At 76.8% G+C, this 24,665-nt stretch carries 18 protein-coding genes; 6 read left to right on the top strand and 12 right to left on the bottom strand.

From position 1 onward, the window contains the following. The first annotated feature begins 176 nt into the window (after positions 1-176). Both Q0789_RS04945 and Q0789_RS04940 read left to right on the top strand, forming a co-directional pair. A complete protein-coding gene (locus tag Q0789_RS04945) occupies positions 177-1,232 on the top strand; it encodes a LacI family DNA-binding transcriptional regulator (RefSeq protein ID WP_298802725.1) in 1,056 nt (351 codons plus the stop codon). 46 nt (positions 1,233-1,278) lie between these two features. Then, positions 1,279-2,235, top strand: a complete 957-nt coding sequence (locus tag Q0789_RS04940; RefSeq protein ID WP_298802723.1) for an ROK family protein — start codon at positions 1,279-1,281, stop codon at positions 2,233-2,235. 75 nt (positions 2,236-2,310) lie between these two features. On the opposite strand, the gene Q0789_RS04935 is transcribed toward Q0789_RS04940, so the two are convergent. Next, complete coding sequence (locus Q0789_RS04935) at positions 2,311-6,468, bottom strand: ExeM/NucH family extracellular endonuclease (protein WP_298802721.1); 4,158 nt, start codon at positions 6,466-6,468, stop codon at positions 2,311-2,313. Between the two features lie 286 nt (positions 6,469-6,754). Between Q0789_RS04935 and Q0789_RS04930 the strand changes: the two genes are divergently transcribed. Next, complete coding sequence (locus Q0789_RS04930; protein WP_298802719.1) at positions 6,755-7,825, top strand: DNA polymerase domain-containing protein; 1,071 nt, start codon at positions 6,755-6,757, stop codon at positions 7,823-7,825. Between the two features lie 65 nt (positions 7,826-7,890). Next, positions 7,891-8,670, top strand: coding sequence for an SDR family NAD(P)-dependent oxidoreductase (locus Q0789_RS04925; protein ID WP_298802717.1), 780 nt, complete (start codon positions 7,891-7,893; stop codon positions 8,668-8,670). 101 nt (positions 8,671-8,771) lie between these two features. On the opposite strand, the gene Q0789_RS04920 is transcribed toward Q0789_RS04925, so the two are convergent. Further along, a complete protein-coding gene (locus tag Q0789_RS04920; protein WP_298802715.1) occupies positions 8,772-9,812 on the bottom strand; it encodes an iron-siderophore ABC transporter substrate-binding protein in 1,041 nt (346 codons plus the stop codon). A 148-nt stretch (positions 9,813-9,960) separates the two neighbouring features. Here Q0789_RS04920 and Q0789_RS04915 point away from each other — a divergent pair, with 148 nt between their 5' ends. Both Q0789_RS04915 and Q0789_RS04910 read left to right on the top strand, forming a co-directional pair. Beyond that, positions 9,961-10,956, top strand: a complete 996-nt coding sequence (locus Q0789_RS04915) for a pyridoxal-phosphate dependent enzyme (RefSeq protein WP_298802713.1) — start codon at positions 9,961-9,963, stop codon at positions 10,954-10,956. A 52-nt stretch (positions 10,957-11,008) separates the two neighbouring features. After that, positions 11,009-11,293, top strand: a complete 285-nt coding sequence (locus Q0789_RS04910) for a hypothetical protein (RefSeq protein WP_298802711.1) — start codon at positions 11,009-11,011, stop codon at positions 11,291-11,293. Between the two features lie 13 nt (positions 11,294-11,306). On the opposite strand, the gene Q0789_RS04905 is transcribed toward Q0789_RS04910, so the two are convergent. The 10 genes from Q0789_RS04905 to hisC form a co-directional block, all read right to left on the bottom strand. Beyond that, complete coding sequence (locus Q0789_RS04905; protein ID WP_298802709.1) at positions 11,307-13,358, bottom strand: NHL domain-containing thioredoxin family protein; 2,052 nt, start codon at positions 13,356-13,358, stop codon at positions 11,307-11,309. Positions 13,359-13,468: 110 nt separating this feature from the next. Next, positions 13,469-13,645 (bottom strand): hypothetical protein, encoded by a 177-nt coding sequence (locus tag Q0789_RS04900; RefSeq protein ID WP_298802707.1) that lies wholly within the window; start codon positions 13,643-13,645, stop codon positions 13,469-13,471. Further along, on the bottom strand, positions 13,642-14,103 hold the full coding sequence (locus Q0789_RS04895) for a hypothetical protein (protein ID WP_298802705.1): 462 nt from the start codon (positions 14,101-14,103) through the stop codon (positions 13,642-13,644). Before Q0789_RS04895 ends, Q0789_RS04900 begins: the two co-directional genes overlap by 4 nt. 52 nt (positions 14,104-14,155) lie before the next feature. Continuing rightward, complete coding sequence (locus tag Q0789_RS04890; RefSeq protein WP_298802703.1) at positions 14,156-16,339, bottom strand: alpha/beta fold hydrolase; 2,184 nt, start codon at positions 16,337-16,339, stop codon at positions 14,156-14,158. Positions 16,340-16,560: 221 nt separating this feature from the next. Continuing rightward, positions 16,561-18,624 carry a cytochrome c oxidase assembly protein gene (locus Q0789_RS04885; protein WP_298802701.1) on the bottom strand — a complete coding sequence of 688 codons (2,064 nt, stop codon included), beginning with the start codon at positions 18,622-18,624 and terminating at the stop codon, positions 16,561-16,563. Between the two features lie 213 nt (positions 18,625-18,837). After that, entirely contained in the window at positions 18,838-19,671 is an 834-nt protein-coding gene (locus Q0789_RS04880) for a nitrilase-related carbon-nitrogen hydrolase (RefSeq protein WP_298802699.1), read from the bottom strand. After that, positions 19,668-21,053 (bottom strand): dihydrolipoamide acetyltransferase family protein, encoded by a 1,386-nt coding sequence (locus tag Q0789_RS04875; protein ID WP_298802697.1) that lies wholly within the window; start codon positions 21,051-21,053, stop codon positions 19,668-19,670. Before Q0789_RS04875 ends, Q0789_RS04880 begins: the two co-directional genes overlap by 4 nt. Positions 21,054-21,152: 99 nt before the next feature. Continuing rightward, on the bottom strand, positions 21,153-22,166 hold the full coding sequence (locus Q0789_RS04870) for an alpha-ketoacid dehydrogenase subunit beta (protein ID WP_298802696.1): 1,014 nt from the start codon (positions 22,164-22,166) through the stop codon (positions 21,153-21,155). Beyond that, positions 22,163-23,356 carry a pyruvate dehydrogenase (acetyl-transferring) E1 component subunit alpha gene (gene pdhA, locus Q0789_RS04865; RefSeq protein WP_298802694.1) on the bottom strand — a complete coding sequence of 398 codons (1,194 nt, stop codon included), beginning with the start codon at positions 23,354-23,356 and terminating at the stop codon, positions 22,163-22,165. The genes Q0789_RS04870 and pdhA overlap by 4 nt, the downstream gene beginning before the upstream one ends. Positions 23,357-23,567: 211 nt before the next feature. Continuing rightward, positions 23,568-24,650 carry a histidinol-phosphate transaminase gene (hisC, locus tag Q0789_RS04860; protein ID WP_298802692.1) on the bottom strand — a complete coding sequence of 361 codons (1,083 nt, stop codon included), beginning with the start codon at positions 24,648-24,650 and terminating at the stop codon, positions 23,568-23,570. Between the last annotated feature and the right edge of the window lie 15 nt (positions 24,651-24,665).

The following is a 24,665-nucleotide window of genomic DNA, read 5'->3' as shown; positions in this document are numbered from 1 at the left end:
AGCGGGGGCGCAGCCGCGCCCTGGGTGCTCCGGTGCACCAGGGCCGTCGGCGGGGTTCGGGCCGGCGGCTCGCGCCGCGCTGCGTGGCGGGACAATAGCAAGAATCTTGCAGACGATGGAAGTGTCTTGCGTCACAGAAGTCGGGTCGTCTGCGCGAGTAGGTTGCACGGATGCGCATGAGGCTCGCGGATGTCGCCGTCCGGGCGGGGGTGAGCGAGGCCACGGTCAGCCGCGTCCTCAACGACAAGCCCGGCGTCTCCCAGGCGACGCGCGACAAGGTGCGGTCCGTCCTCGACGTGCTCGGGTACGACGACCGCTTCCTGCCCGCGCCGGTGGCGGGGCTCGTCGGCATCGTCGTGCCCGAGCTGACGAACCCCGTCTTCCCCGCCCTGTCCCTCGTCGTGCAGACCCACCTGGCGCGGGCCGGCTACACGCCGGTCGTCTGCTCGCTCGTGCCCGGCGGGGTGCACGAGGCCGACTTCGTCCGGGTCCTGCTGCAGCAGCGCGCCTCCGGCGTCGTCTTCCTCTCGGGCGTGCACGCCAACACCGACGCCGACGCCGGCCCCTACGAGCACCTGCGGCGCAGGGGGCTCGCCGCCGTCTTCGTCAACGGCTGGATGGACGGGATCGACGCCCCCTTCGTCTCCACCGACGACGCCTCCGCCGTCGAGCAGTCCGTGGCCCACCTCGTGGGGCTGGGCCACGAGCGGGTCGGGCTCGCCATGGGGCCCGCGCGCTACGTGCCCTCGATCCGCAAGACGGCCGCCTTCCACGACGCCGTCCGGCGCCACCTCGCCGGCTCCGTGCGCCCGGGCGAGGTGGACTCCCTCGTCGTCCACACCCAGTTCCGCCTCGAGGGCGGCGAGGCCGCGGCGCACGCGCTGCTCGACCGCGGGGTCACGGGCATCGTCTGCGGGTCCGACCTCATGGCGCTGGGCGCGGTGCGGGCGGCCCGGGCCCGGGGGCTGGCGGTCCCCGGGCAGGTGTCCGTCGTGGGCTGCGACGACGGGCCCCTCCTGGACTTCACCGACCCGCCCCTGACCACCGTGCACCAGGACGTCGACGCCGTCGGCACGGCCGCGGCGCGCGCCCTGCTGGCCGAGCTCCGCGGCGAGCAGGGCGTGCGCGGGGAGCTGCTCGTGCGCCCCCGGCTCGTCGTGCGGGCCTCCACGGCCCCGCCCGCGGCGCGGACCCCGCGACCCCGGCGGCGCCCGGTGACCACCGGATCGTGACCCGCACCGGGTGCCCGCGGCACCCGATCGCTGCTACTCCTGGGCGATGAGCGAGAGCAGGACCCTGGTCGCCGGCGTCGACGTCGGCGGCACCAACATCCAGGTCGGCATGGTGTCCGGCGACCACGAGGTCCAGGACCGCGGCAAGGTCCCGACGCCGACGAGCGGGCCGGACGCCGTCTTCGACGCCGTGGCCGGGCTCGTCGCCGACCTCGACGGGGACCCGGTGGCCGTCGGGGTCGGCATCCCCGGCGTCGTCCACGCCGGCCAGGTCCTCACGGTGCCCAACCTCGAGGGCTGGGACGCCGACGTCGACCTCGTCGGCGGTCTCACCTCGCGACTGGACGCCCCGGTCACCCTCGGCAACGACGCCAACGTCGGCCTGCTCGGCGAGTGGGTGGCGGGAGCGGCGCAGGGCGCCCGCGACGTCCTCGGCCTCTGGCTCGGCACCGGCGTCGGCGGCGCCCTCGTCCTCGACGGCCGCCCCTACGAGGGCTCGCGCGGCTCCTCGGGCGAGATCGGGCACGTCCAGGTCCAGCCGGGCGGCGCGATGTGCGGGTGCGGGCGCCGCGGCTGCGTGGAGGCGTACGCCGGGCGGCGGATGATGGCCGGCGCCGCGCACGCGCTCGTGGGCGCCGGGCGGGAGACGCGCCTCTTCGCCATCCAGGACGAGGAGGGCAAGCCGCGCCCGACCTCCAGCGTCTGGGCGAGGGCCCTCGACGAGGGCGACGAGATGGCGACCCAGTTGGTCGACTCCGCGGTCGAGCACCTCGGGGTGGCGGTCGGCTCCGCGGTCAACCTCCTCGACGTCGAGCTGGTCGTCGTGGGCGGCGGCCTGCCCGAGAAGCTCGGCCAGGACCTCGTCGACCGGGTCGCGGCGGCCGCGGGCCCGTGGATGCTGCGCCCGAGCCCCGAGCTGCGCTTCGTCGTCTCCTCCCTCGGCGACGACGCCGGCGTCGTCGGCGCGGCGGCCCTGGCGCGCGCCGCCGTCATCGCCGGCTGACCCGCTCGGCACGCAGCAGGGCCCCCGCAGCGCGCGCTGCGGGGGCCCTGCCGTCGTGCGGGTGGGTGCTGGGCGTCAGCGCACGACCGTGAAGTCGAGCGTGGCGCGGCTGCCCGCGCTGCCCGTCACGACCGCCGTGTAGTCGCCCGGCTGCGCCTCGCGGGGGATGGTGACGCGCATGGAGCCGTCGCCGTCCGCGCTGACGCGGGCCGTGCCGTAGACCCGGCCGAGCACCGACACGGTGAGGACCTCGCGGGGCGCGAAGCCCGAGGCCGACGCGGTGACCGACTGGCCCGCGCGGACGGTGGTCGTCGAGGCGCTGACCTCGGCGGCCGGCTCGGGCTGCTCGGTCGCGTCGCCGACGGTGACGCGGCCGGTGTAGTCCTCCGGCGACAGCGGGCTGCTCTCCCGCAGGTACGCCTCGAAGGCGTCGAAGTCGATCAGCCCGGTGAGCTCGATCGCGCCCTCGGCGAAGGTGGTGAAGTTGTCGCCACCGGAGGCGAGGAACGAGTTCGTCGCCACCCGGTAGGTGGCGTCCAGGTCGATCGGCTGCCCGGAGATCCGGATGCTGTCGACGAGGACGTGCTCGCCGCGGGGGGCCTCCGGGTCGTAGGACCAGGTGAGCTCCCGCGAGGTGCCGAGCGCCAGGAACGGCCGCGAGGCGGTGGCGGGCTGCCACTGCTGCTCGAGCACCTCGACCAGCTGGGCGCCGGTGAGGGGCACGACGACGAGGTCGTTGGCGAACGGCGTCACGGCGTTGGCCTCGGCGAGGGTGATGACGCCGTCCTCGCCGTAGAGGAGGTCGGCGCGCAGGCCGCCCGGGTTCACGAGGCCCAGGTCGGCGTCGTCCACCGGGCGCAGGGTCGTCCCGTAGACGTAGGTGTCGGCCACGAGGCCGCCGAGGGACGAGTAGCCCCCCCGGTCCTCGACGCCCGCGCCGGTGAAGGCGCGCGTGATGTCGCCGGTCACCGAGCCGATGACCTCGCTGCCGACCTCGTCGGCGAAGGCCTCGGCCGCCGCGACGGTCTCCGCGACCTCCGCGGTGCGGGGGTAGGCGGCCGCGAGCTCCTCCTCGGGAGCGTCGGTGAGGGGCACCTCCTCGACGGTCGAGCTCGTCACCTCGCCCGTCGTGCGGTCGAAGTCGAGGACGATGCGACCCAGGTTGGCGGCGTAGGAGCCGGTCTGGATGACCGGGCGCGTGCCGCCGCCGGCGACGGGGGCCTCCCAGGCGTACACGCGGTGCGTGTGGCCCGTGAAGATCGCGTCGACCTCGGGGCTGACCCCGTTGACGATGCGGGCGAACGCGGTGTCGGCCGCGAGGGCCTCCTCCAGCGTCTGCTCGTCCTCGCCGAGGGGGTTGCCCTCGTGCGCGGACAGGACGATGACGTCGGCCTCGTCGCCCACGCCGTCGGTCAGCTCGCCGACGACGCGGTTGGTCGCCTCGACCGGGTCGCCGAAGACGACGCCGCGGATGCCGGCCGGCGAGACGAGCGAGCCCGTCTCCTGCGTGACGACGCCGATGACGCCGACGCTCACGCCGTCGACGTCCTGGATCGAGTACTCGGGCAGCAGCGGCTCTCCGGCCTCGTCGTAGACGTTGGCGCCGAGGATCGGGAAGTCGGCCAGGCCGGACTCGCCGTCGACGCCCACGCGGCCGAGGAGGTCGTCGATGCCGCGGTCGAACTCGTGGTTGCCCACGGCGCTGACCTGCAGCCCCATCTCGTTCAGCGCCTCGATCGTCGGCTCGTCGGCCTGGACCGCCGAGACGAACGGGGAGGCGCCGATGTTGTCGCCGGCCGAGAGCACGAGCGTGCCGTCGACGTCCTCGCGCTCGCGCTGCTGCTCGATGGTGCCCGACAGCGCCACCGCCTCGCCGAGGCGGCCGTGGAAGTCGTTGATGTCGAGCAGCTGCAGCGACGCGACGTCGTCGACCGGGGCGTCCGCCACGTCGACGCCGACGACGACCGGGTCGTGGTCGGAGGCCCGGTAGGCGTCCGGCGCGTACCAGGGCAGGTAGCCGTCGTACTGGTAGGCGTACGACTCGTCCGCGTTGATGTCCCAGACGTCCGCGCCGGTCACGACGTCCGCCATCGCCGGGGAGGCGAAGACGTGGTCGAGCGAGCCGCTGCGGCCGCTGAAGACGTAGGTGTCCCCCGCGTCGTAGGCGGTGCCGAGGTCGACGTAGCCGGCCTCGCGGAGGACGTCGAGCGGGTCCTCCTGCGTGTAGGAGTTGAAGTCGCCGAGGAGCACGACCGCCTCGGGCGCCCCCTCGATGCCCTCGACGAACTCGACGAGGCGCTGGGCCTCGGCCACGCGGGTGGCGTTGCCGTTGCCCTGGCCGTCGCCGGTGTCCTCGTCACCCGGGCGCGCCGGCTGCGGGACCGAGCCCTTGGACTTGAAGTGGTTGACGACGGCGAGGAACTGCGTGCCGCCGGCCTGGAAGACCTGCGCCAGGGGCTGGCGCGCGCGGCCGACCCACTCCGGGTCGTCGTCGACGACCGACTCGCCCACCGGCTGCACGGCCGCGGGCTGGTAGATGAAGGCCGTCCGGATGACGTCCTGGTCCCCGGTCGGCGGCAGGTCGGCCGGCGAGGGGACGTACGCCCAGCGCTCCTCCCCCGCCGCCGCGTTGAGGGCGCCGGTCAGCCGGGCGAGGGCCTCGTCGCGGTCCTCGCCGAGGGCCGCGGCGTTCTCGATCTCCTCGAGGCCGACGACCTCGGCGCCGAGGGCGTTGATCGCCGTGACGATCTTCGCCTCCTGGCGCTCCAGGCCGGCCTCGTCGTCGGCGCCGCGGGCCTCGCCGCCGAAGGTGGTGAAGTAGTTGAGGACGTTGAAGGTGGCGACCTGGACGTCGCCGCCGACCTCCTCGGGCGCGGCCGTCCGCGGGCTGGCGTCGTCGAAGGTCGCCTTGCCCGTCGTCTCCGCCGTCACCGGCGCGGTGGGCTGGTAGCGCCACGCGTCGTAGCGGTAGTCGAGGACGTAGGAGACGTCCCCGAAGCTGCTCACGCGGTCGCCGACGCGGATCGGGTCGTCCGCCGCGCCGTAGGACGGCGCCTGCCCCGCGTTCGCGAGGTTAGTGCTGCGCCCGTCGTCGAGCAGCACCTGCTTGCGGGCGTTGCGCGCCTCGTACTGCTGCGCCGCCCGGCCGGGGGCCACGACGTCGGTCGCCTGGAGGAGCACGTCCGGGCCGGCCGCCAGGGCGATCTCGCCGAAGCGGTTGGCGTTGTAGACCTCGGTGACCGTGTACGTGCCCTGCGGGCGGACGAGCATGCCCTCGAGCTGCTCGCGCTCGGCGTCGGACGCCGACGCGCGCGTGATCACGTACGGGGCCGGCAGGGCGACGTCGGTGGCGCAGACGGCGACCTGGTCGGCGCTGATCTGCGTCAGGCCCTGGTACTCGTCCACCTCGCCGGTGACCTGGACGCGGTCGCCGATCTCCAGGCTCCGCACGGGGCTGCCGGAGGGGCCGAAGACGTTGACGGCCGTGGACGCGCGGCCCGGGCGGGCTGTGGAGTCCTGCACGAAGACGCTGCCGAAGCCGTCGGGCGACGAGGTGACGACGCCCTCGACGACGACGTCGGAGCCCACGAGCGGGCTGGTCGCGCCGGTGCCCTGCACCGCGGTGATGGCCGTGAGGCCGTCCTCGACGCACTGCGCGGGCTCCGGCTCGGGCTCCGGCTCCACGGCCTCGCCGTTCCGGGCGCCGAAGCTGTTGGAGTCCTCCGAGACGACCCAGGCGCCGTCGAGCAGCTGGATCGAGCCGTCGGCCGTGCCGCTGCCCGTCTCCGCCACGCCGATGTCGGTCGAGTCGACGACCGCGCCGCCGAGGGTCGCGCTGAAGGCGCCCTCGTAGGAGAGGAACTGGACGAGCGCACCGCTCGCGTCGAGCAGCGCGAGCCCGTCGGGCGCGCCGTTCTGCAGGTTCGGGAAGTCGACGACGAGGACGCCGGACTCCCCCACGACGCCCGAGAGCGCCTTCGGCGAGTAGGTCTCGCCGTTGGCCCCGTTGACGCCGACGAGGGTCCACCCCGTCATGTCGGTGCCGGGCTCCGCCTGGAGCTCGACGCGCTCGTTCGCGTCGGCCCCCGCGTTGTCGTAGTGCAGCTCGCTGATGAAGGGGCTGCCCGGGGGGGCGGGGACGGCGGCCGCGGGGGCGGCCAGCAGGGCGCCGCCCACGAGGGCGGCGGTGGCAGCGGCGGCGACGCGCGCTGCCTGGTGTGGTGCTCGTGGCACGGAGGTCCTCCGGTGTCGACGGCGTGGGCGTGCAGCCCGCCGGGCGGCGGGCGACCGGCTCCGCCGGACCACCGGCGCGGGGCCGGTGGGATGGCGGGGTCACGGGGCGCGGTGGAGACTGCCCCGGCCGGGTGAACAGCATGTGACGAGAGCGCACGATCCGGAAGGCTCCGGCACGTCCCGGTCGCGACGGATGCGCCGTCGTGGCCCGATTCGTTGACGTCGAGTGACGACCGGCACGGACCGTGCCCGTCCGGCCGGAGGTCGGAGCCAGGAGGAGACGCCCGTGGCTGCGAAGGCCCCCGCCGAGGAGCTCGACGTCGACGGCACCGCGGTGCGCCTCACGAGCCCCGACCGCGTGCTCTTCCCGGCGCTCGGCGCCGACGGCGGCACGAAGCGCCACCTCGTCGACTACCACCTGGCCGTCGCGAGCTCGTCCGCCGACGGCGCCGTCGACGGGCTCGGCCCCCTGGTCCGGGCCCTGCGCGACCGGCCGACCTACCTCCAGCGCTTCCCCGACGGGGTCGACGGCGAGGAGGTGTACCAGAAGCGGGTGCCGGAGCGGGCCCCCGACTACCTGCGCCGGGTGCGCGTGACCTTCCCCTCGGGCCGGCACGCCGACGCCCTGCGGGTGGACGCCGCGGCCCCCGTGCTCTGGGCCGTCCAGATGTCCGCGATCACGTTCCACCCCTGGCCGACCCGGGCCGACCACGTCGAGCTCCCCGACGAGCTGCGCGTCGACCTCGACCCCCAGCCCGGCACCGGCTTCGACGAGGCGCGCCGCGTCGCCCTCGACGTCCTCCACCCGCTGCTCGACGAGCTCGGCCTGGCCGGCTACCCCAAGACCTCCGGCGGCCGTGGCGTCCACGTCTACGTGCGCATCGAGCCGCGCTGGGAGATCCGCGAGGTCCGCCGCGCCGCCGTCGCCCTGGCCCGCGAGGTCGAGCGCCGCGCCCCCGACCTCGTCACCACCGCGTGGTGGAAGGAGCAGCGGACGTCGGCGATCTTCGTCGACTACAACCAGAACGCCCGCGACCACACCATCGCCAGCGCCTACTCCGTGCGCCGCACCCCCCGCGCCACCGTCTCCACCCCCGTCACCTGGGCCGAGCTCGAGGACGTCCAGCCGGACGACTGCACCATCGCCGAGGTCCCCGGCCTGCTCGCCCGACGCGGAGACCCCATGGCGGCCCTCGACGACGTCCACCACTCCCTCGAGCCCCTGCTCGAGATGGCCGACCGCGACGAGGCGCGCGGCGAGGGCGAGCTGCCCTACCCGCCCAACCACCCCAAGATGCCCGGCGAGCCCAAGCGCGTGCAGCCGTCCCGCGACCGCGACCGCCGCGGCGACGGCTGACCACCGGCGGCCGGCTCTCCTTCGCGCACCGGGCGCACCGCGCGCCGCCGCTGCAGGGTGGGCGCATGGCTGAGAAGACCACCACGCACGACTTCACCGGCAGCGTCGTCCTCGTCACCGGCGCCGGCTCGGGCATCGGGGCCGCCGTCGCGCGCGCCTTCCTCGACGCCGGTGCGACGGTCGCCGTCACGGGGCGCCGCCGCGAGCCGCTCGAGGAGGTCGTCGCGGGGCGCCCCGGCGAGCGGACGGCCGTGCTGACGGCCGACGTCTCCGACGGCGCGCAGGTGCGCGACCTCGTCGCGGGCGTCGTCGAGCGGTTCGGGCGCGTCGACGTCGTCGTCAGCAACGCAGCCGCCTACGCGGGCGGGGAGGTCACCGACGTCGCCGACGAGGACTGGGAGCACCTGCGCGCCACGAACGTGGACGGCTTCTTCCACCTCGCGAAGGCGGCGCTCCCCCACCTGGAGGCCTCGGGCGGCACCCTCGTCGCCGTCTCCTCGGTGTCCGGCGACCGCGGCGACTGGGGGCAGGCGACGTACAACGCCACCAAGGCGGCGATCACGAACTTCGTCCGCTCGCTCGCCCTGGACTGGGGCCCGCGCGGGGTGCGGCTCAACGCCGTCGCCCCGGCCTTCACGCGCACACCGCTGACGCAGGGCGTGTGGAGCGACGAGGACGCGCTGGCGACGATGGTCGAGCGCGTGGCCGTCGGCCGCCCCGGCGAGCCGGAGGACGTCGCCCCCGCGGTGCTGTGGCTCGCCAGCGACGCGGCCCGCTACGTCACCGGGGTCGTGCTGCCGGTCGACGGCGGCACGAGCGCGTCCACGGGGCAGGGCCGCGGCTGACGCCCCGCGCGCGGAGGCCCCCGAGCACCTGGTGCTCGGGGGCTCCGTGCGTCCGGGCCGTGCGTCCGGCGCGGTTACCGGCACGGGGACCGGCCGGGGCGTCAGCGCGCCGGGACCGCCGCGGCGAAGAGCGGGACGGCGTTCTCGACGGCGTAGGTGATGCCCGGGGCGCTGCCGCTGGAGAAGGCGTTGAGGAGGGTCTCGTCCTCCAGGACGACCGAGCGCCCGTCCTGGACGGACGGCAGCGCCTGGAACAGCGGGTCGTCGGTGATCTCCGACGCCTCGACGAAGATGGGGAACACGACCGTGAGGTCGGCGTCGAGGAGCTCCAGCTGCTCGCTCGAGACCGGCACGGAGAAGCCGTCGCCGGCCAGCTCCTGGACCCGCTCGGACTGCTCGAAGCCGAGCGACTCCATGAGGTCCACGCGGGTGTCGCCCTCGGTGTAGGCGCTGTACCCCTCGGACGTGCGGGCGCCGACGGCGACGGTGGTGCCGTCGAACTGCCGGTTCGCCGCCGCGGCGTCCTCGATCGTCTGCTCCACCTCGTCCTCGAGGGCGTCCGCCTCGTCCTCGCGGCCGAGCGCCTCGCCGACGAGCTCGAGCTGGTCCTCCCACGTCGTCGTGTAGGCGCCCGCCCCCTCGGGGATGCCGACCGTCGTCGCGATCTGGCTCAGGGCGTCGTAGCGCTCCTGCGTGCCGTCGGAGCGCGTATCGAGGATGAGGTCCGGCTGCAGCGCGGCGATGGCCTCGAGCTCCGGCTCGAGCGTCCCGATGATCTCCGGCGACGTCGTGTAGCCCTCCGACCACGGGCCCACGCCGTCGCCGCCGAAGCCCAGCCAGTCGCTGGCGCCGACGGGCTCGACGCCGAGCGCGAGCGCCGTCTCGGCGTCCGACCATCCGAGGGCGACGACGCGCTGCGGCTCCTCGGGGATCTCGACCTCGCCGAAGGCGGTGTCGACCGTGACGGGGAAGGCCCCCGACGAGGAGGACGTGGCGGCGCTGCTGCCGCCGCCGCTCGTCGGCTCGGCGTCCGGCGTCCCGCCCTGGGGGGCGTCGGAGCCGCACGCCGCGGCCAGGAGGGCGACCGACAGCAGCGCGGCCGCGGCTGCGGCCCGGGAGGTGTGGCGGGGGGACGTGTGCACGGGGGACCTCACGATCGACGGGCGGGCAGGCAACCCTAACCAGTCCGGCGAGGCGGGGAGCACGCCCGCCGGTCGGCGGCGGTCCCCGCGCCGGGCGGACCCTCGTCGTCACCCCCTCCCGGCCCGTCGGCGCCCTAGCCTCCGCAGCATGCCGACGACGCCCGCCCCGCACCTGCCCCTCGGCACGTGGCCCACCCCCGTCGAGCCGGCGCCCCGGCTCGCGGAGCACCTCGGGCTCGGCCCGGACGACCTGGTGCTCAAGCGCGACGACCTCTCCGGGCTCGGCGGCGGCGGCAACAAGGTGCGCAAGCTCGAGCGGACGGTCGGGCGGGCGCTCGCCGAGGGCGCCGACGTCCTCGTGACGACGGGCGCGGGGCAGAGCAACCACGCGCGCGCCACCGCCGCGGCCGCCCGGCGGGCCGGCCTCGGCTGCGTCCTCGTGCTCGTCGGCGCCGCGCCGGAGCGCCCCGCGGGCAACCTCGTGCTCGACGAGCTCCTCGGCGCGCGGGTGGAGTGGGCGGGCGACGTCGACAGCGCCGGCCTCGACGCCGCGGCCGACGCCGTCGTCGAGCGGCTGCGCGGAGAGGGCGCGCGCCCGTCGCGCATCCCCTACGGCGGGTCCGACGCCCTCGGCGTCCTCGGCTACGTCGACGCCGCCGCGGAGGTGGCGGCGCAGGTGCCCGACGCCGCGCACGTCGTCACGGCCGTCGGCTCGGGCGGGACGATGGCCGGCCTCGTCGCCGGGCTGGGCGCGGGCCGCGTGCTCGGCGTCGACGTCGGCGCGGTGCCCGACCCGGTCGAGCGGGTCGTCGGCCTCGTCCGAGGTGTCGCCGCGGCCTTCGGCGACCACCTGCCCGACGGCGCCGCCGCCGCGCTGGCGGGCGTGGGGCCCGACCACCTGCGGCTGCCGCGGGACGAGGTCGGCGACGGCTACGGGCTGCCCACGCGTGCGAGCACCGCCGCCCTCTCGGCCGCGGCGCTCACGGAGGGCGTCGTCCTCGACCCCGTCTACACGGCCAAGGCGCTCGCGGGCCTGGCCTCCGCCGTCCGCCGCGGCGAGGTGCGGCCCGGCGAGCGCACCGTCCTCGTCCACACCGGCGGCCTGCCGGGGCTCTTCGGGCACCGGACCGTGACCGGCGTCTGACCGGGACGACGCGCGGAGCGCCGGCCGCGCCCGCCCGCCGTACCGTCGGGGCATGAGCGCGCAGACCGGTGGCGGCACCGTCGTGCCCGACGTCCCGAGCCCGCTGGGCTGGTGCTCGCCCTGCCTGGCCGGGCGCGCCCGCACGCCCGCCGCGGTGCTCCTCGAGGGCACCGGCGTCTGCGAGCAGCACCACGAGCGCCTCGTCGCCGACCGCGCGCAGCAGGGCGACCAGATGGCCGCCATGGCCGCGCAGGCGCAGGAGCAGCTGCGGGGCCTCATGGGCGGGGCCGGCGGGGCCGGCGGCGACCCGGGCGGCCCGCGCCGCGCGGGCTTCTAGCCGACGAGGGTCCTCACACGCCGCGCAGGTCGAGCACGAGCTCACCGGGGCCGTCACCCAGCACGACGGGGATGCCCCAGTCCTGCTGGTAGAGGTGGCACGCCGCGTGCTCGGGCACATCGCCGTCCTCCCCGGCGTCGCAGGCGGCGGCCTGCGCGGACACGTGGAGGACGCCGTGCGCACCGGCCTCCCCGCGCAGGACGAGCGGGCGGTCGAGCGCCGTCGTCGTCCCCGCGCCGTCGGCGAGCAGGTCGGGCGGGCTCGCGGAGACGACGACCCGGACGGGCGAGCCCCACCGGTCGTCGAGGTGCTGCCCGGCGGGCGGGACGAAGCGCACCCGCAGGTCCACGGGCCCGGCGGCCAGCGGCGTCGGCGGGCGCTCGACCCGGCCGGCCGCGGCGCCGACGGCGCGACCGGCGGCCAGGGGCAGGCGGAGCAGCCGGTGGGCGCGGGACTCGACGACGAGCAGCTCGGCGTCCTCCCCCTCCTCCGTCGTGGTGGGGGGGACGGCGACGCCCGTCGGCTCCGCGAGGTCGGCCGCGAGCGTCGTCACCGCGGGCTCGCCGGGGGCGGCCGCGGGGTCGTAGCGGCGCAGGGCGCCGTTGTAGGTGTCGGCGACGACGACCGACCCGTCGGGCAGCACGGCCGCTCCCAGCGGGTGCTGCAGCAGCGCCTCCCCCGCGCCGCCGTCGCGGTCGCCGAAGTCGAACAGGCCCGAGCCGACGAGGGTCTCGACGGCGTAGCCGGGCGCGGCGACGGGGGCGGCGTTCGCCAGGCGCGCGTCCTCGACGACGGGGACGGAGCGGTCGGGCGCGTCGCCCGTGCGCACGAGGCGCCGCAGCGCCGAGGTCTCCGAGTCGACGACCCAGAGCGCCGCGCCGTCGGCGGACGGCACGAGGCGGGAGGTCTGCGCGAACCACGCCTGCTCGGCGTCGCCGTCGCGCAGGCCCTCGGCGGACGTGCCGGCGAGCACGCGGACGACGCCGTCGGCGGGGTCGGGCGCCTCCCCGACGCCGGGCTCGAGCGCCCACAGCTGGTGCAGCCCCGCCATGGCGACGACGAGCTGGCCGTCCCACCACGCGACGTCCCACGGGGTCGAGAGGTCCTGCGCCAGCGCCGGTCCCCCGCCCTCGCGGCGTCGCAGCTGCTCGCCCGTGCCGGCGAGGGTGATGACCCGGTCAGGCTCGTCCCCGGGCTCACCCCCGGGCTCTCCGTCGCGCGCGAGGCGCACGCCGCGGACGGCGTGGTTCGCGCTGTCGGCGACGACGACGTCGACGCCGAGGCGCTCCGCGACGTCCTCCGGCAGCAGGCACAGGCCCTGGGGCTCGGCGAAGCGGGCGGTCGCGCCGTCGCCGTCCCGCAGGCCGCGCGCCCCCTCGCCGACGGCCCGCACCACGGCGAGGTCGTCGTCGAGGACGGCGAGACGGTGGTGGCCGGTGTCGGTGACGAGCACGCCGCCGCCCAGACGCTCCGGCAGCACGAGGGCGCTGCTGGGGAAGCGCAGGCCGTCGGCCGGGGCCTCCTCGGGCAGCGGGGCGAAGAGCCGCTCGCCGCGCACGAGGGTGCCCCGCTCGTCGTGCTCGGGCACGAGCTCGGTGAGCAGCGCGTCGAGGCCGTGCGCGTGCCCCTCCCCCGACAGCGACGCGACGACGTACCCCGTCGGGTCGACGAGCACGAGCGTCGGCCAGGCGCGGGCGGCGAAGGCCCGCCACGTCGTCATGTCGGCGTCGTCGAGGACGGGGTGGTGCACCTCGTAGCGGCGCACCGCGTCGTCGAGCACGCCGGGCTCGGCCTCGTGGGGGAACTTCGGCGAGTGGACGCCGACGACGACGAGCTCGGCGGCCCACCGCTCCTCGAGGTCGCGCAGCTCGTCGAGGACGTGGAGGCAGTTGACGCAGCAGCTCGTCCAGAAGTCGAGGAGGACGAAGCGGCCGCGCAGGTCCGCCATCCGCAGCGCCCGCCCGTCGGTGCCGACCCAGCGGCGGCCCACGAGCTCGGGGGCGCGGGTCCGGGGGGTCCTGGCCGTGCGGGAGGTGCTGGCCGTGCGGGAGGTGCTCGTGCTCACGGGTCGATGGTCGCACCGGCGGGGCGGTGCCCCGGGAGCCGTCCACGAGCGTGACCGTGCACGGTCACGCTCGTGGACGCCTTCGACCGCTCCCCCGCGTCAGCGCAGCGTCACCGCAGGTAGCCGGCCCGTCTCAGCGCCGGGAGGGTGCGGTCACGGACGCGACGCGAGCGCTCCAGGGCCTCGTCGATGCGCTGGAGCTCCGCCTTCGCGCTGGCGATGGCCTCGCGGCCGCTGGCCACCTGCCGACGGATCCGGTCGCGCTGGTCGTCGGTCATCGTCGTCACGGCTGCTCCTCCTCGCCCGGCGGACCGCTCCCGCTCGGAGTATCAGCCACCTGGTCGAGCAGGTCCACCGCTGCCGCCAGCTCGCCCGTCAAGCGGGTCACCTCGGCCTCGGCCCGGGCCAGGTCGGCTCGCAGCGCCTCGGAGTCCGACGCCAGGTCGACCACCTCCGCGCTCGCGTCCACCGGCCCCACCCGCCGGACCCACGACCCGCTCGCAGCCCGTGCGACGGCGGACGCGACGAGGAACAGGGCGAGGACCACGACGAGCGTGCGGAGGGCGCCGACCACGACCGGGTGGCGGACGACGAGGTCGACCGCGGATGCCTCGCCCGCCCCTGCCGTCGGTGACAGCAGGGCCGTGCCGGCCACCATCGCGCCCACCGCGATTAGGACGACGGCGAGCGGGCGCCAGGCGCCGGATCCTGCCGCGCTCGTCGTCGTCGCTGGCTCGTCCGGCACTGCGTCACCGTGCCAGGTGGGGGACCGGCGCGCGGACCGCTGTCCCCAGCCCCTACCCCAGGTGGTCGGGCTGCACCCACGCCCGCCCGAGCACGTAGTGGTCGAGGAAGCCCAGCACGGTCTGGTACCAGGCGACCGCGCCGCCGGGCGAGAGCACCCAGTGGTTCTCCTCGGGGAAGTAGAGGAAGCGGTGCGGCGTCGAGCCGTCCTCGGCGGTGCTCCGCGAGACGAGGTCCCACCACAGCCGCAGGCCCTCGCCGATCGGCACGCGGTAGTCCTTGTCGCCGTGGATGACGAGGGTCGGCGTCGTGATGGCGTCGGCGCTGTGGTGCGGGCTGTTCTCCCGCGCCATCTCGGCCGTCATCTCACGGCCCCAGAAGTACGCCGCGTCCGTCGTCGGGCCGAACTGGTCGAGCGCCCAGAGGCCGGCGTGCGTGACGACGGCGTCGAAGCGGTCGGTGTGCCCGGCGATCCAGTTGGCCATGTACCCGCCGAAAGACCCGCCCATCGCCGCGGTGCGGGTGGCGTCGACGTCGTCCCGGGCCTCGGCGGCGTCGGTGGCGGCCATGAGGTCGGTGAAGGGCGCGGCGCCCCACGCGCCCCAGCCGCGCTGCACGAAGTCCTGCCCGTACCCGGTCGACAGCGCGGGGTCGGGCAGGAGGACGGCGTACCCGCGCGAGACGGCCAGCCACGGGTTCCAGCGCCACGACCAGGCGTTCCACGAGCCGAGCGGCCCGCCGTGGACCCACAGGAGCAGCGGGGCCGGCGCGTCGGCGCTCGCGCCGTCCGGCAGGCACAGCCAGCTGCGGACCTCGGTGCCGTCCGCGGCGGTCGTGCGGACGTCCTCGAGACGGCCGGGCAGGGCCAGCGGCGCGACGGGCGAGGGCAGGTCCTCGACGGCGCCGTCCTCCAGGCGCACCCGGACGGGCGCGGGGGCGGCGTCGTACGCCGAGCGCAGCGCGTAGGCCCAGCCGTCGGGCGCCACCTGCGCGCCGGCGTAGGCGCCGTGGTCCGCGGTGAGGCGGCGCACGTCGCCGGACGCCGCGTCGACGAGGAAGAGCGGGGCGGCCCCGGCCTCGTCGGCCTCCACGACGAGGGCCGCGCCGTCACGCGTCCAGGCGAGGGCGTGCGGCCAGCGGTCCCACCCCTCGGTGAGGTCGCGCCGCGCCTCCGCGCCGACGACGGCACCGGCGTCGTCGTGCTCGAGGTCGACGAGCGCGAGCCACGAGCGGGGGGCGCGCTCCGGCGTGCTGACGCGGGTGGCGACGAAGGCGGCGGTGCGGCCGTCGGGCGACAGGACGGCGCCCTCGTGCTCGACCTCCGGGTCGTCGAGGAGGACGGTGCGCCGCCCCGTGGCGACGTCCACGGCGACGAGCTGGAGCGACTGCTCGCCGTGCGCGCGCAGGACCGTCCACGTGCCGACGGCGGTGCGCCCGTCGTCCGAGAGGTCCCAGGCCGCCTCGTGCAGCGCCGGGCCGACGTGGCCGGTGAGGTCGCGCAGCGCGAACCGAGGGTCGGGGGCGCCCGCGGTGCTCGTCGGGCCCGCCAGGGCGTCCGCGGCGAGGAGGCGGTCGCGGTCGGGCCCGAGGTCGTGGTCCCAGAAGCGCACGGGGTAGCCGGTGTGGAGGACCGCGCCGACGCCCGCCTCGGTGCGCGCCGTGCGGGCCGCGGCGTCGTCGCCGCCCTGGGCGGTGCTCGGCATCGTCGGCGAGGTGGCGAGCAGCGCGCCGCTGGTGCGGGCGACGGCGACCACGGACAGGCCGCCGGGTCGCGCGGCGACGGGCCGCGGCTCGCCCGTCCCGGCGGGCAGGCACCACAGCGCCGGCGGAACGTCGTCGCCGGACCTCCCGCCGCCGCCCGGCTGGCCGGGCTCGGCCGGGGACCCGGGCTGGGGGTCGGGCTGCGGCTTCGCCCCCGCGCGACCGGGCGCCGACGGCTCGGGGCGCTTGGCCGTGAAGAGCAGGTCCCCCTGCGGCGTCCACACCGGCGCGGCCTCGCCGGTGGTCCCACGGGTCAGGCGGCGGCAGGGGCCGCCGTCGAGCGGCGACTCCCACAGGCTCGTCACGTAGCCGGTGCCGTCGCCGTCGAGGCCCGCGACGGCGAGCGCCAGGCGGCGTCCGTCCGGGCTCAGGGCGAGGCCGCTGACGCGCGGCTGCGCGACGTAGGCGGAGAGGTCGGCGAGCGGGTCCGCGGCGGGGCGGTCGTCGGTCGCGCGGTCGTGAGGCGGCGTCGTCACGGCCCTGTGCTACCACGCGGCGACCCCGCCGACCGGGCGAGCGTCGTCACCCCCGGAGCCGTCTGTCGCCGACGTGGCCCTCGGCGGGCCCCCCGCACGGCGAACTGACGACGAAGTGCCTCGAGAGACGCCCCCTGGCGGCGGGGTGACGACGAAGTGCCCGTGAGGGCGCCCCTGGACGGCGATGTGTCGACGAAGTGCGTGGGGGGGGGACGACCGGGTCAGCGGCGCGGGGCGTCCTGGCGGTCGCGCTCGGCGAGCATCGCGTTGTAGGCCACCAGCTCGGCGTCGCCGGTGCGGTCGGCGGTGCGGTCGCGGCGGCGCTGCTCGCGCTCGTCGCTGCGGGCCCACTGCACGGCGACGACGACGACGAGCAGCAGGGTCGGGAACTCACCGACGCCCCAGGCGATGCCACCGCCGGTGCGCTGGTCGGCGAGCGCGTCGATCCCCCAGCCCGTCGAGGAGAACCAGCTGCCCGCGAGCAGCGTCTCGCTCGAGATGATGGCGATGCCGAAGAACGCGTGGAACGCCATCGTCGCGAAGAGCAGGACCACCCGGAGCGGGTAGCTCGGCCGGTTCGGACCAGGGTCGATGCCGACGAGGGCGTTGGCGAAGAGGTACCCCACGCCGAGGAAGTGGACCATCATCAGCTCGTGGCCCACGTGGGTCGACAGCGCCAGCTCGAAGAGCGGCGTGTAGTAGAAGACGATGAGGCTGCCCGCGAAGAGCACCGCCGCCACGACGGGGTGGGAGACGACCCGCAGCCAGCGCGACTCGGTGAGGACGACGAGCCACTCCCGGACCCCGCGCGAGCCGTCGCGGCGCTTGGGGATGGAGCGCAGCGCCAGCGTCATCGGCGCCCCGAGGACCAGCAGCACGGGGATGAGCATGCTCAGCACCATGTGCTGGACCATGTGGGCGCTGAAGACCGTGCGGCCGTAGGCGGCCGGGGCCCCGCTCGTCATGTAGACGAGGACGACCAGGCCGATCGCGAAGGCGACGGTGCGGCCGACCGACCAGCGGTCGCCGCGGCGGCGCAGGCGGGCGACGCCGCGCCCGTAGGCGACGGCGAGCGCCAGGGCGACGGCGACCCACAGCACGTCGGTCTGCCACTGCGTCACGACGCTGGAGGGGCGGAACGGCTCGGGCAGCGCCTCGCCGGTGAGCAGCTCCGCCGGCGTGGGCGCGGGCGGCAGCTCCTGCGGCACGGGCGGCGGGGTCAGCGACAGCGCCGCCGCGACGCCGGAGACGGCGCCCAGCAGCACGACCTCGCCGCCGACGAGCCGCCAGAAGGGCCCGCGCGCGCCCGCGCCGGCGGCCGTGCGCGTGTCGATGGCGGCGAGCAGCGAGCGCCGGTGGACCCACCCGGCGAAGCCGAGGAGGACGCCGGCCGTCGCCTTCGCGACGACGAGGAGCCCGTAGCCGGTGCCGAGGAGGTCGGCGAGCCCGGCGACGCGCAGCGAGGCGTTGGCCACGCCCGAGGCCACGACGAGGACGAAGCCCACGAGCGCGAGCGCGGAGTAGCGGCGCGCGACCACGGGGAGCTCGGCGCCGGTGCTGCGGGCGACGGCGACGAGCGCCATGAGCCCGCCGAACCACACCGCGACGCCGAGGACGTGCAGGCCCCAGGAGCTGACCGCCGTCTCGTGGCCGCTCGTGCCCGTCGAGTGGGCGTTGAGGGCGAGCGGGACGATCGCCAGCGCGCCGAGGACCGCCGTCCAGCCGGCGCCCGCGGGCGTCCGCACCCCGACGGCCGCGGTCGCGACGAGCGCCACGACGACGGTCGACACGAGCAGCGCCTGCCCCTGGGTGATCTGCGTGGCGACGATCGCGAGCTGGGCCCCGAAGGACGGGTCGGCGAGCGGCGTCCCCGAGAGGTTGGCGGCCGTGAGGACGAGCACGGCCAGGCTGGCGACCGTCCAGACCCCCGACGCCACCGCCGCCGTCCGGGCGGCCGGCGCCCAGGACGGCGCGCGCGCCGGGACGACGCCGGCCGCGAGGACGAGGCCGCCGAGCGTCATCGCCATCGCCAGGTCGCGCAGCAGGGTCGCCACGGGCAGCCCGTACCGGACGAGCGCGCCGGGGTCGCGCACGAGGTCGGGCGAGGCGGCGCCACCGGTCGCGAGGGCCCAGAGCAGGCCCAGCGCCGTGGCCAGGGGGGCGAGGACGACGACGACGAGCCACCACCGCGGCGGCGAGGTCGTCTCCGGCCGCGCGCCCGTGGGGCGGGGCGCACGACCGCTCCCGCCGTCCCGCTGCGCCGTCGGCGCCGTCCCCGCGCTCACGCAGCAAGGGTAGGCGCCGCCCGGCGGGCCCTCGGGCCCACCTCGGTGACGGCCCCCGGCGGGGGAGGCGCGAGGTCCATGATCGAGGCCCCCCGGAGGTGAAGGAGGCGTCACCTTCACCTCCCGAAGCACCCCTCAGGTGAAGGAGACGTCACCTTCACGCGTGCAGGCACCCTGGAGGTGAAGGAGGCGTCACCTTCGCGGCGGGGCGGGTCAGAGGCGGCGGTCGGCGAGCACCGGGAAGGCGGCGCGGGCGGCGTCGACGACGCCGGGGTCGACGTCGACGACGAGGACCTCCTCGGCCTCGCCCGCCTCGGCGAGCACGGCGCCGTCGGGTCCGACGACGGCGCTCGCGCCGGCCATGGGCGTGCGGGCGTGCGTGCCGGCGGTGCCGCAGGCGGCGAGGAGCACCTGGTCCTCCAGCGCGCGGGCCCGCACGAGGAGGCGCCAGTGCTCGGCGCGGGCGGCGGGCCAGGCCGCGGGGACGACGACGAGCCGGGCCCCGCGGTCGACCAGCGCCCGGAAGAGCTCGGGGAAGCGCAGGTCGTAGCAGGTCGCCAGCCCCACGGGCAGGCCCCGCTGCACGGCCGGGCCCGGACCCACGGGCGGAGTGGGCGCCCCGACGGGGCCGCCCGGCAGGGGGGCGTCGACGACGACGACCTCCTCCCCCGGCGTCATCACCTCCGACTCCCCGCGCCCGTGACCGAAGCGGTGCACCTTGCGGTAGCGCGCGAGGAGGGCGCCGTCCGGACCGAGGAGCAGCGAGGTGTTGTGGAGGGCGTCGCCGTCGCGCTCCACGAGGGAGCCCGCGTGGACGACGGCGTCGCAGGCCCGGGCGGCGTCGGCCATCGCCCGCGCCGTCGGCCCGTCGAGCGCCTCGGCCCGCTCGGCCCACGTCGCGCTGGCGAACCCGCCGTGGGCCCAGAGCTCCGGCAGGACGACGAGGTCCGCGCCCTCCTGCGCGGCCACCAGCGCGGCGACGCGGTCGCGCCGGGCCGCGACGGGCTCGTCGTCGCCGTAGCCGACCTGGAGGAGGTGGAGCCTCACGACCAGACGACCGCCTGGCTGGGGCGCTCGAGGACGGCGGCGACGTCGGCGAGGAAGCCCCCCGCCTGGGCGCCGTCGACGACCCGGTGGTCCACGGTGAGGCCGAGGGTCGTCGTCCAGCGCGGCCGGACGCGGCCCTTGTGGACCCACGGCCGCTGCGCGACCGAGCCGAGCGCGAGGATCCCCGTCTGGCCGGGGTTGAGCAGCGGCGCGCCCGCCTCGATGCCCAGCGACCCGATGTTCGTGATGGTGAAGGACCCGCTGGTCATGGCCTCGGGCGGGGTGCGGCCCTCGCGCGCGGTCGTCGTCAGCTCGCCGAGGGCCCGCGCCAGGTCGAGCAGGTCGAGGGCGTGGGCGTCGCGGACGACGGGCACGACGAGGCCGCGGGGCGTCGCCGCCGCGACGCCCAGGTGGACCCCGGCGGGCAGGACGAGCTCGTGGGCGTCGCCGTCCCAGCGGGCGCCCATCTCCGGCGTGCGGCCCAGCGCGAGGACGACGGCGCGGGCGGCCAGCAGCAGCGGGGAGACGCGCACGCCGGCGAAGCGGTCGTCCTGCTTCACCCGGGCGACGAGCTTCATCGTCCGCGTGACGTCGAGGGTGTGGAACAGCGTCGCCTGCGGCGCCTCGGTGCTGCTGCGGACCATGGCCTCGGCCATGGCGCGCCGCACGCCCCTCACCGGAACCCGCTGCTCCTGGCCGAGGGAGCCGGACGACGGCGCAGCCGCCGCCACGTCGGCCGCCGCGTCGAGGTGGCCGAGGACGTCGGCCCGGCTGACCGTGCCGCGCGGACCGGTGGCGCGGACCTCGGCGAGGTCGACGCCCCGCTCCCGCGCGAGCTTGCGCACCGGCGGCGCCGCGAGGGGCCGGGCCGGGGCCGCCGAGGACGCCGCCGCCGGCGGGGGGCCGACGGGCGCCGCGGGGGCCTCGGCCGGGAGGTCGGCGCGCGCGCCGCTCGCCGCCGGCGCCGCGGGGGCGGACGGGGCGTCAGCGGCAGCCTCCGGCCCCGGCGCGCTCCCGCCGTCGCCACCGGCGGCGGCCGCCGGACGTCGGCGGCGCAAGGCTCGCTTGCCCGGCCCGTAGCCGACGAGGACGTCGCGGCGCTCGCCGTCCTCGCCCGCGGCGTCCCCCTCGCCGTCGGCACCGGCGACCTCGACCGCGACGATGGGGGTGCCGACCTCGACGGTGCGCCCCTCGTCGACGAGCAGCTCGCGCACCACGCCCGCGAAGGGCGAGGGCAGCTCGACGAGCGACTTGGCGGTCTCGATCTCGACGAGGACGGCGTTCGTGGCGACCTCGTCGCCGACGGCGACCCGCCAGGCGACGACCTCCGCCTCGGTCAGCCCCTCGCCGACGTCGGGGAGCCGGAAGTGCTGCACCGCCACGCGGTCCTCCTGAGCCTCGGGGCGGCCGGGCCGCCGGTCGTCTGAGCTGCGCCTGCCGCGAGCAGCGCCAGTGTGGCGCAGGGCGGCGGGCCGGACGCGTCAGGTGTCGAGCACCCGGTCCACGGCCTCGAGCAGGCGGTCGGCGTCGGGCAGGTACTCCTCCTCCAGGCGCGCGGCCGGGTAGGGCACCGAGAACCCGCCGACCCGCAGCACGGGCGCCTCGAGGGAGTAGAAGCAGCGCTCGGTGACGCGGGCGGCCACCTCGGCGCCGAGGCCGAGGAAGACGGGCGCCTCGTGCGCGACGACGCAGCGGCCGGTGCGGCGCACGGACTCCTCGACGGGAGCGAGGTCGAGCGGGGAGATCGAGCGGAGGTCGACGACCTCGAGGCTGCGGCCCTCCTCGGCGGCGGCGTCGGCCGCGCGCAGCGCCAGCGGGACGGTGGGCCCGTAGGCGACGACGGTGACGTCCGTGCCCGGCCGGACGACCCGCGCCCGGTGCAGCGGGTAGGGCTCGGCCGACGCGTGGAGCTCGGCCTTGTCCCAGTAGTGCCGCTTGGGCTCGAAGAAGATCACGGGGTCGGGCGAGGCGATCGCCTGCTGGATCATCCAGTAGGCGTCGACGGCGTTCGACGGGCTCACGCACCGAAGGCCCGTGTGGTGGGCGAAGAGCGCCTCCGGCGACTCGCTGTGGTGCTCGACGGCCCCGATGCCCCCGCCGTAGGGGATGCGGATGACGACGGGCATCGTCAGCGTCCCGCGGCTGCGGTGGGTCATCTTCGCCAGCTGGGTGACGATCTGGTCGTAGGCGGGGAAGACGAAGCCGTCGAACTGGATCTCGCAGACGGGCCGGTAGCCCCGCATCGCCAGGCCGATGGCCGTGCCGACGATGCCGGCCTCGGCCAGCGGTGTGTCGACGACGCGCTCCTCGCCGAAGTCCTTGGCGAGCCCCTCGGTGACCCGGAAGACCCCGCCGAGGGCCCCGATGTCCTCGCCCATGACGAGGACCTTCGGCTCGCGCTCCATCGCGGCGCGCAGCCCCAGGTTGAGCGCGCGCGCCATGGTGACCCGCTCGGGCCCGCGCCCGCCGTCACCCGTCCCGGTGCCCTCGCTCATGCCGTGCGCCCCTCCTCGCCGTCCAGGCCCGCGAGGTAGGCGGCGTACCAGGCGCGCTCCTCCTCGACCTGGGGGTGCTCCGCCGCGTAGGCGTGGTCGAACATCGAGCCCGGCTCCGGGTCGGGCATCTCGAGCACCGCCCGCCGCAGCCGCGACGCCGCGGTGTCGCCCTCGCGCGCGACGTCGGCGAAGAAGGCGTCGTCCGCGCCGTGGTCGCGGCGCAGGTGCGCCTCGAGCCGGGTGAGCGGGTCGCGGGCGCGCCACTGCTCCACCTCGACCGAGGGCCGGTAGCGCCCCGGGTCGTCGGAGGTCGTGTGGGCGCCCATCCGGTACGTGAAGGCCTCGACGAGCGTCGGCCCCTCGCCGGCGCGCGCCCGCTCGGCGGCCGCGCGCACGACGGCGTAGCAGGCGACGACGTCGTTGCCGTCGACGCGGACGCCCGGGAAGCCGAAGCCGCTGGCGCGCTGGGCGATGGGCACGCGCGTCTGCCGCTCCGCCGGCACGGAGATGGCCCACTGGTTGTTCTGGCAGACGAAGACGACGGGCGCCTGGTAGGCGGTGGCGAAGACGAAGGCCTCGTTGACGTCGCCCTGGCTGCTCGCGCCGTCGCCGAAGTAGGCGAGCACGCAGGCGTCCCGGGCCGGGTCGCCCGTGCCCACGGCCCCGTCGCGCTGGACGCCCATGGCGTAGCCGGTCGCGTGCAGGGTCTGGCTGCCGATGACGAGCGCGTACGGGCTGAGGCCGGTGGCCTCGACGTCCCAGCCGCCGCGGTCCACGCCGCGGAAGAGGGAGAGGACCTGCGCGGGGTCGACCCCGCGCACCATCGCGACGGCGTGCTCGCGGTAGGTCGGGAAGAGCCTGTCCTGCGGCAGCGTCGCCCGGGCCGAGCCCACCTGCGCGGCCTCCTGGCCGAGCAGGCTCGCCCACAGGCCGAGCTCGCCCTGGCGCTGCAGCGCCGTGGCCTCGACGTCGACGCGCCGGGCGAGGGCCATGTCGCGGTACATGCCGCGCAGGTCCTCGGCCGTGAGAGTCGCCGCGTGGGCCGCGAGGGCCGGGTCCTCCTCGTGGTCGACGCGCCGCCCGTCCGGCGTGAGCATCTGCACGACGTGCATCGGCCCGGCCGCGGCGGGCGACCCACCCGCGGCGGACGGGGTGGAGGCGGTGGCTGTGCGGCCCGTCGACGACGTCACGTGCCCTCCCTCGGCGGCCTGCGCTCGCTGCTCGACCCGGTGCTCGGGCGATCCAGCGGGGCACGGTACTCCGGCGTCGGGGGCGCCCTCGGCCCCGTCCGACCGCCGCGCGCGGGCCCGGGCGGCCCGGTGGGGCGCCGGTGGAGGACGACGGGCGCGCGGCGCCCGCCGCGGGCTCCCGAGTGGGGCGCCGACGCCGTCCGGGCGCCCCTCAGCCCCGCGGGAAGGAGGCGGTCACCTCGAGGAACCGGTCCCCGGCCTCGGGCTCGGCGATGCTCACCCGCACGCCGTCACCGGCGAAGGCGCGCACCGACAGGCCCACCGCGCTGCACGCCTCGGCGAGCTCGCCGGCGCGCTCGCCGACCGGCATCCACACGAAGTTCGCCTCCGTCGAGGGCACCTCCCACCCCTGCTCGGCGAGGGCCGCGGCGACGCGCTCGCGCTCGGCGACGATGGACCGGACGCGCTCGAGCAGCTCGTCCTCCGCCTCGAGCGAGGCGACGGCGGCCGCCTGCGCGAGGGTGCTGACGCCGAAGGGGATGGCCGTCTTGCGCAGGGCGTCGGCGACGACGGGGTGCGCCAGGCCGTAGCCGACGCGCAGGCCCGCGAGCCCGTACGCCTTGGAGAAGGTGCGCAGCACGACGAGGTTCGGGCGCTCGAGGTGCAGCGCGACCGCGTCGGGCGCCCCCGCCTCCGGCCGCACGAACTCGCGGTAGGCCTCGTCGAGGACGACGAGGACGTCGCGCGGCACGGCGTCGAGGAAGGCCTCGAGCTCCTCCGCCGTGACGGCCGGCCCCGTGGGGTTGTTGGGGCTGCAGACGAGCACGAGGCGCGTGCGCTCGGTGACGGCGGCCGCCATCGCCGGGAGGTCGTGCCGCCCGTCGGGCAGCAGCGGCACGGGGACCGGCTCGGCCCCGGTGAGGCGGACGACGATGGGGTAGGCCTCGAAGGAGCGCCAGGCGTGCACGACCTCGTCGCCGGCGCTCGCGACCGCCGTGAGCACCTGGCTCAGCACGCCGACGCTGCCGGGCCCGGCGACGACGTGCTCGGGCGGGACGCCGTCGTGGCGCGCCACCGCGGCGACGAGCTCGGTGCTGAGCATGTCCGGGTAGCGGTTGGCGCTCGCCGCCGCCCGCGCGACGACGTCGACGACCGACGGCAGCGGCGGGAACGGGTTCTCGTTGCTCGCCAGCTTGTACGGCACCAGCCCGTCGAGCGCCTGCGGCGGGCGCCCCGGCACGTACGCGGGCACGTCGTCGAGGACCGCGCGCAGGCGCGGGTGCAGCGTCGTCATGGCCCCGCAGCCTAG

The organism is uncultured Pseudokineococcus sp., assembly GCF_947499845.1.
GTDB lineage: Bacteria > Actinomycetota > Actinomycetes > Actinomycetales > Quadrisphaeraceae > Pseudokineococcus.
This window is presented reverse-complemented; position numbering and strand designations above follow the sequence as displayed.

Excerpts from the sequence above, each read along its gene's own strand:
- Q0789_RS04945 (WP_298802725.1), top strand. The coding sequence starts at position 177 with ATGAGGCTCGCGGATGTCGCCGTCCGGGCGGGGGTGAGCGAGGCCACG.
- Q0789_RS04940 (WP_298802723.1), top strand. The coding sequence starts at position 1,279 with ATGAGCGAGAGCAGGACCCTGGTCGCCGGCGTCGACGTCGGCGGCACC.
- Q0789_RS04925 (WP_298802717.1), top strand. The coding sequence starts at position 7,891 with ATGGCTGAGAAGACCACCACGCACGACTTCACCGGCAGCGTCGTCCTC.
- Q0789_RS04915 (WP_298802713.1), top strand. The coding sequence starts at position 9,961 with ATGCCGACGACGCCCGCCCCGCACCTGCCCCTCGGCACGTGGCCCACC.
- Q0789_RS04910 (WP_298802711.1), top strand. The coding sequence starts at position 11,009 with ATGAGCGCGCAGACCGGTGGCGGCACCGTCGTGCCCGACGTCCCGAGC.
- Q0789_RS04870 (WP_298802696.1), bottom strand. The coding sequence starts at position 22,166 with ATGAGCGAGGGCACCGGGACGGGTGACGGCGGGCGCGGGCCCGAGCGG.
- hisC (WP_298802692.1), bottom strand. The coding sequence starts at position 24,650 with ATGACGACGCTGCACCCGCGCCTGCGCGCGGTCCTCGACGACGTGCCC.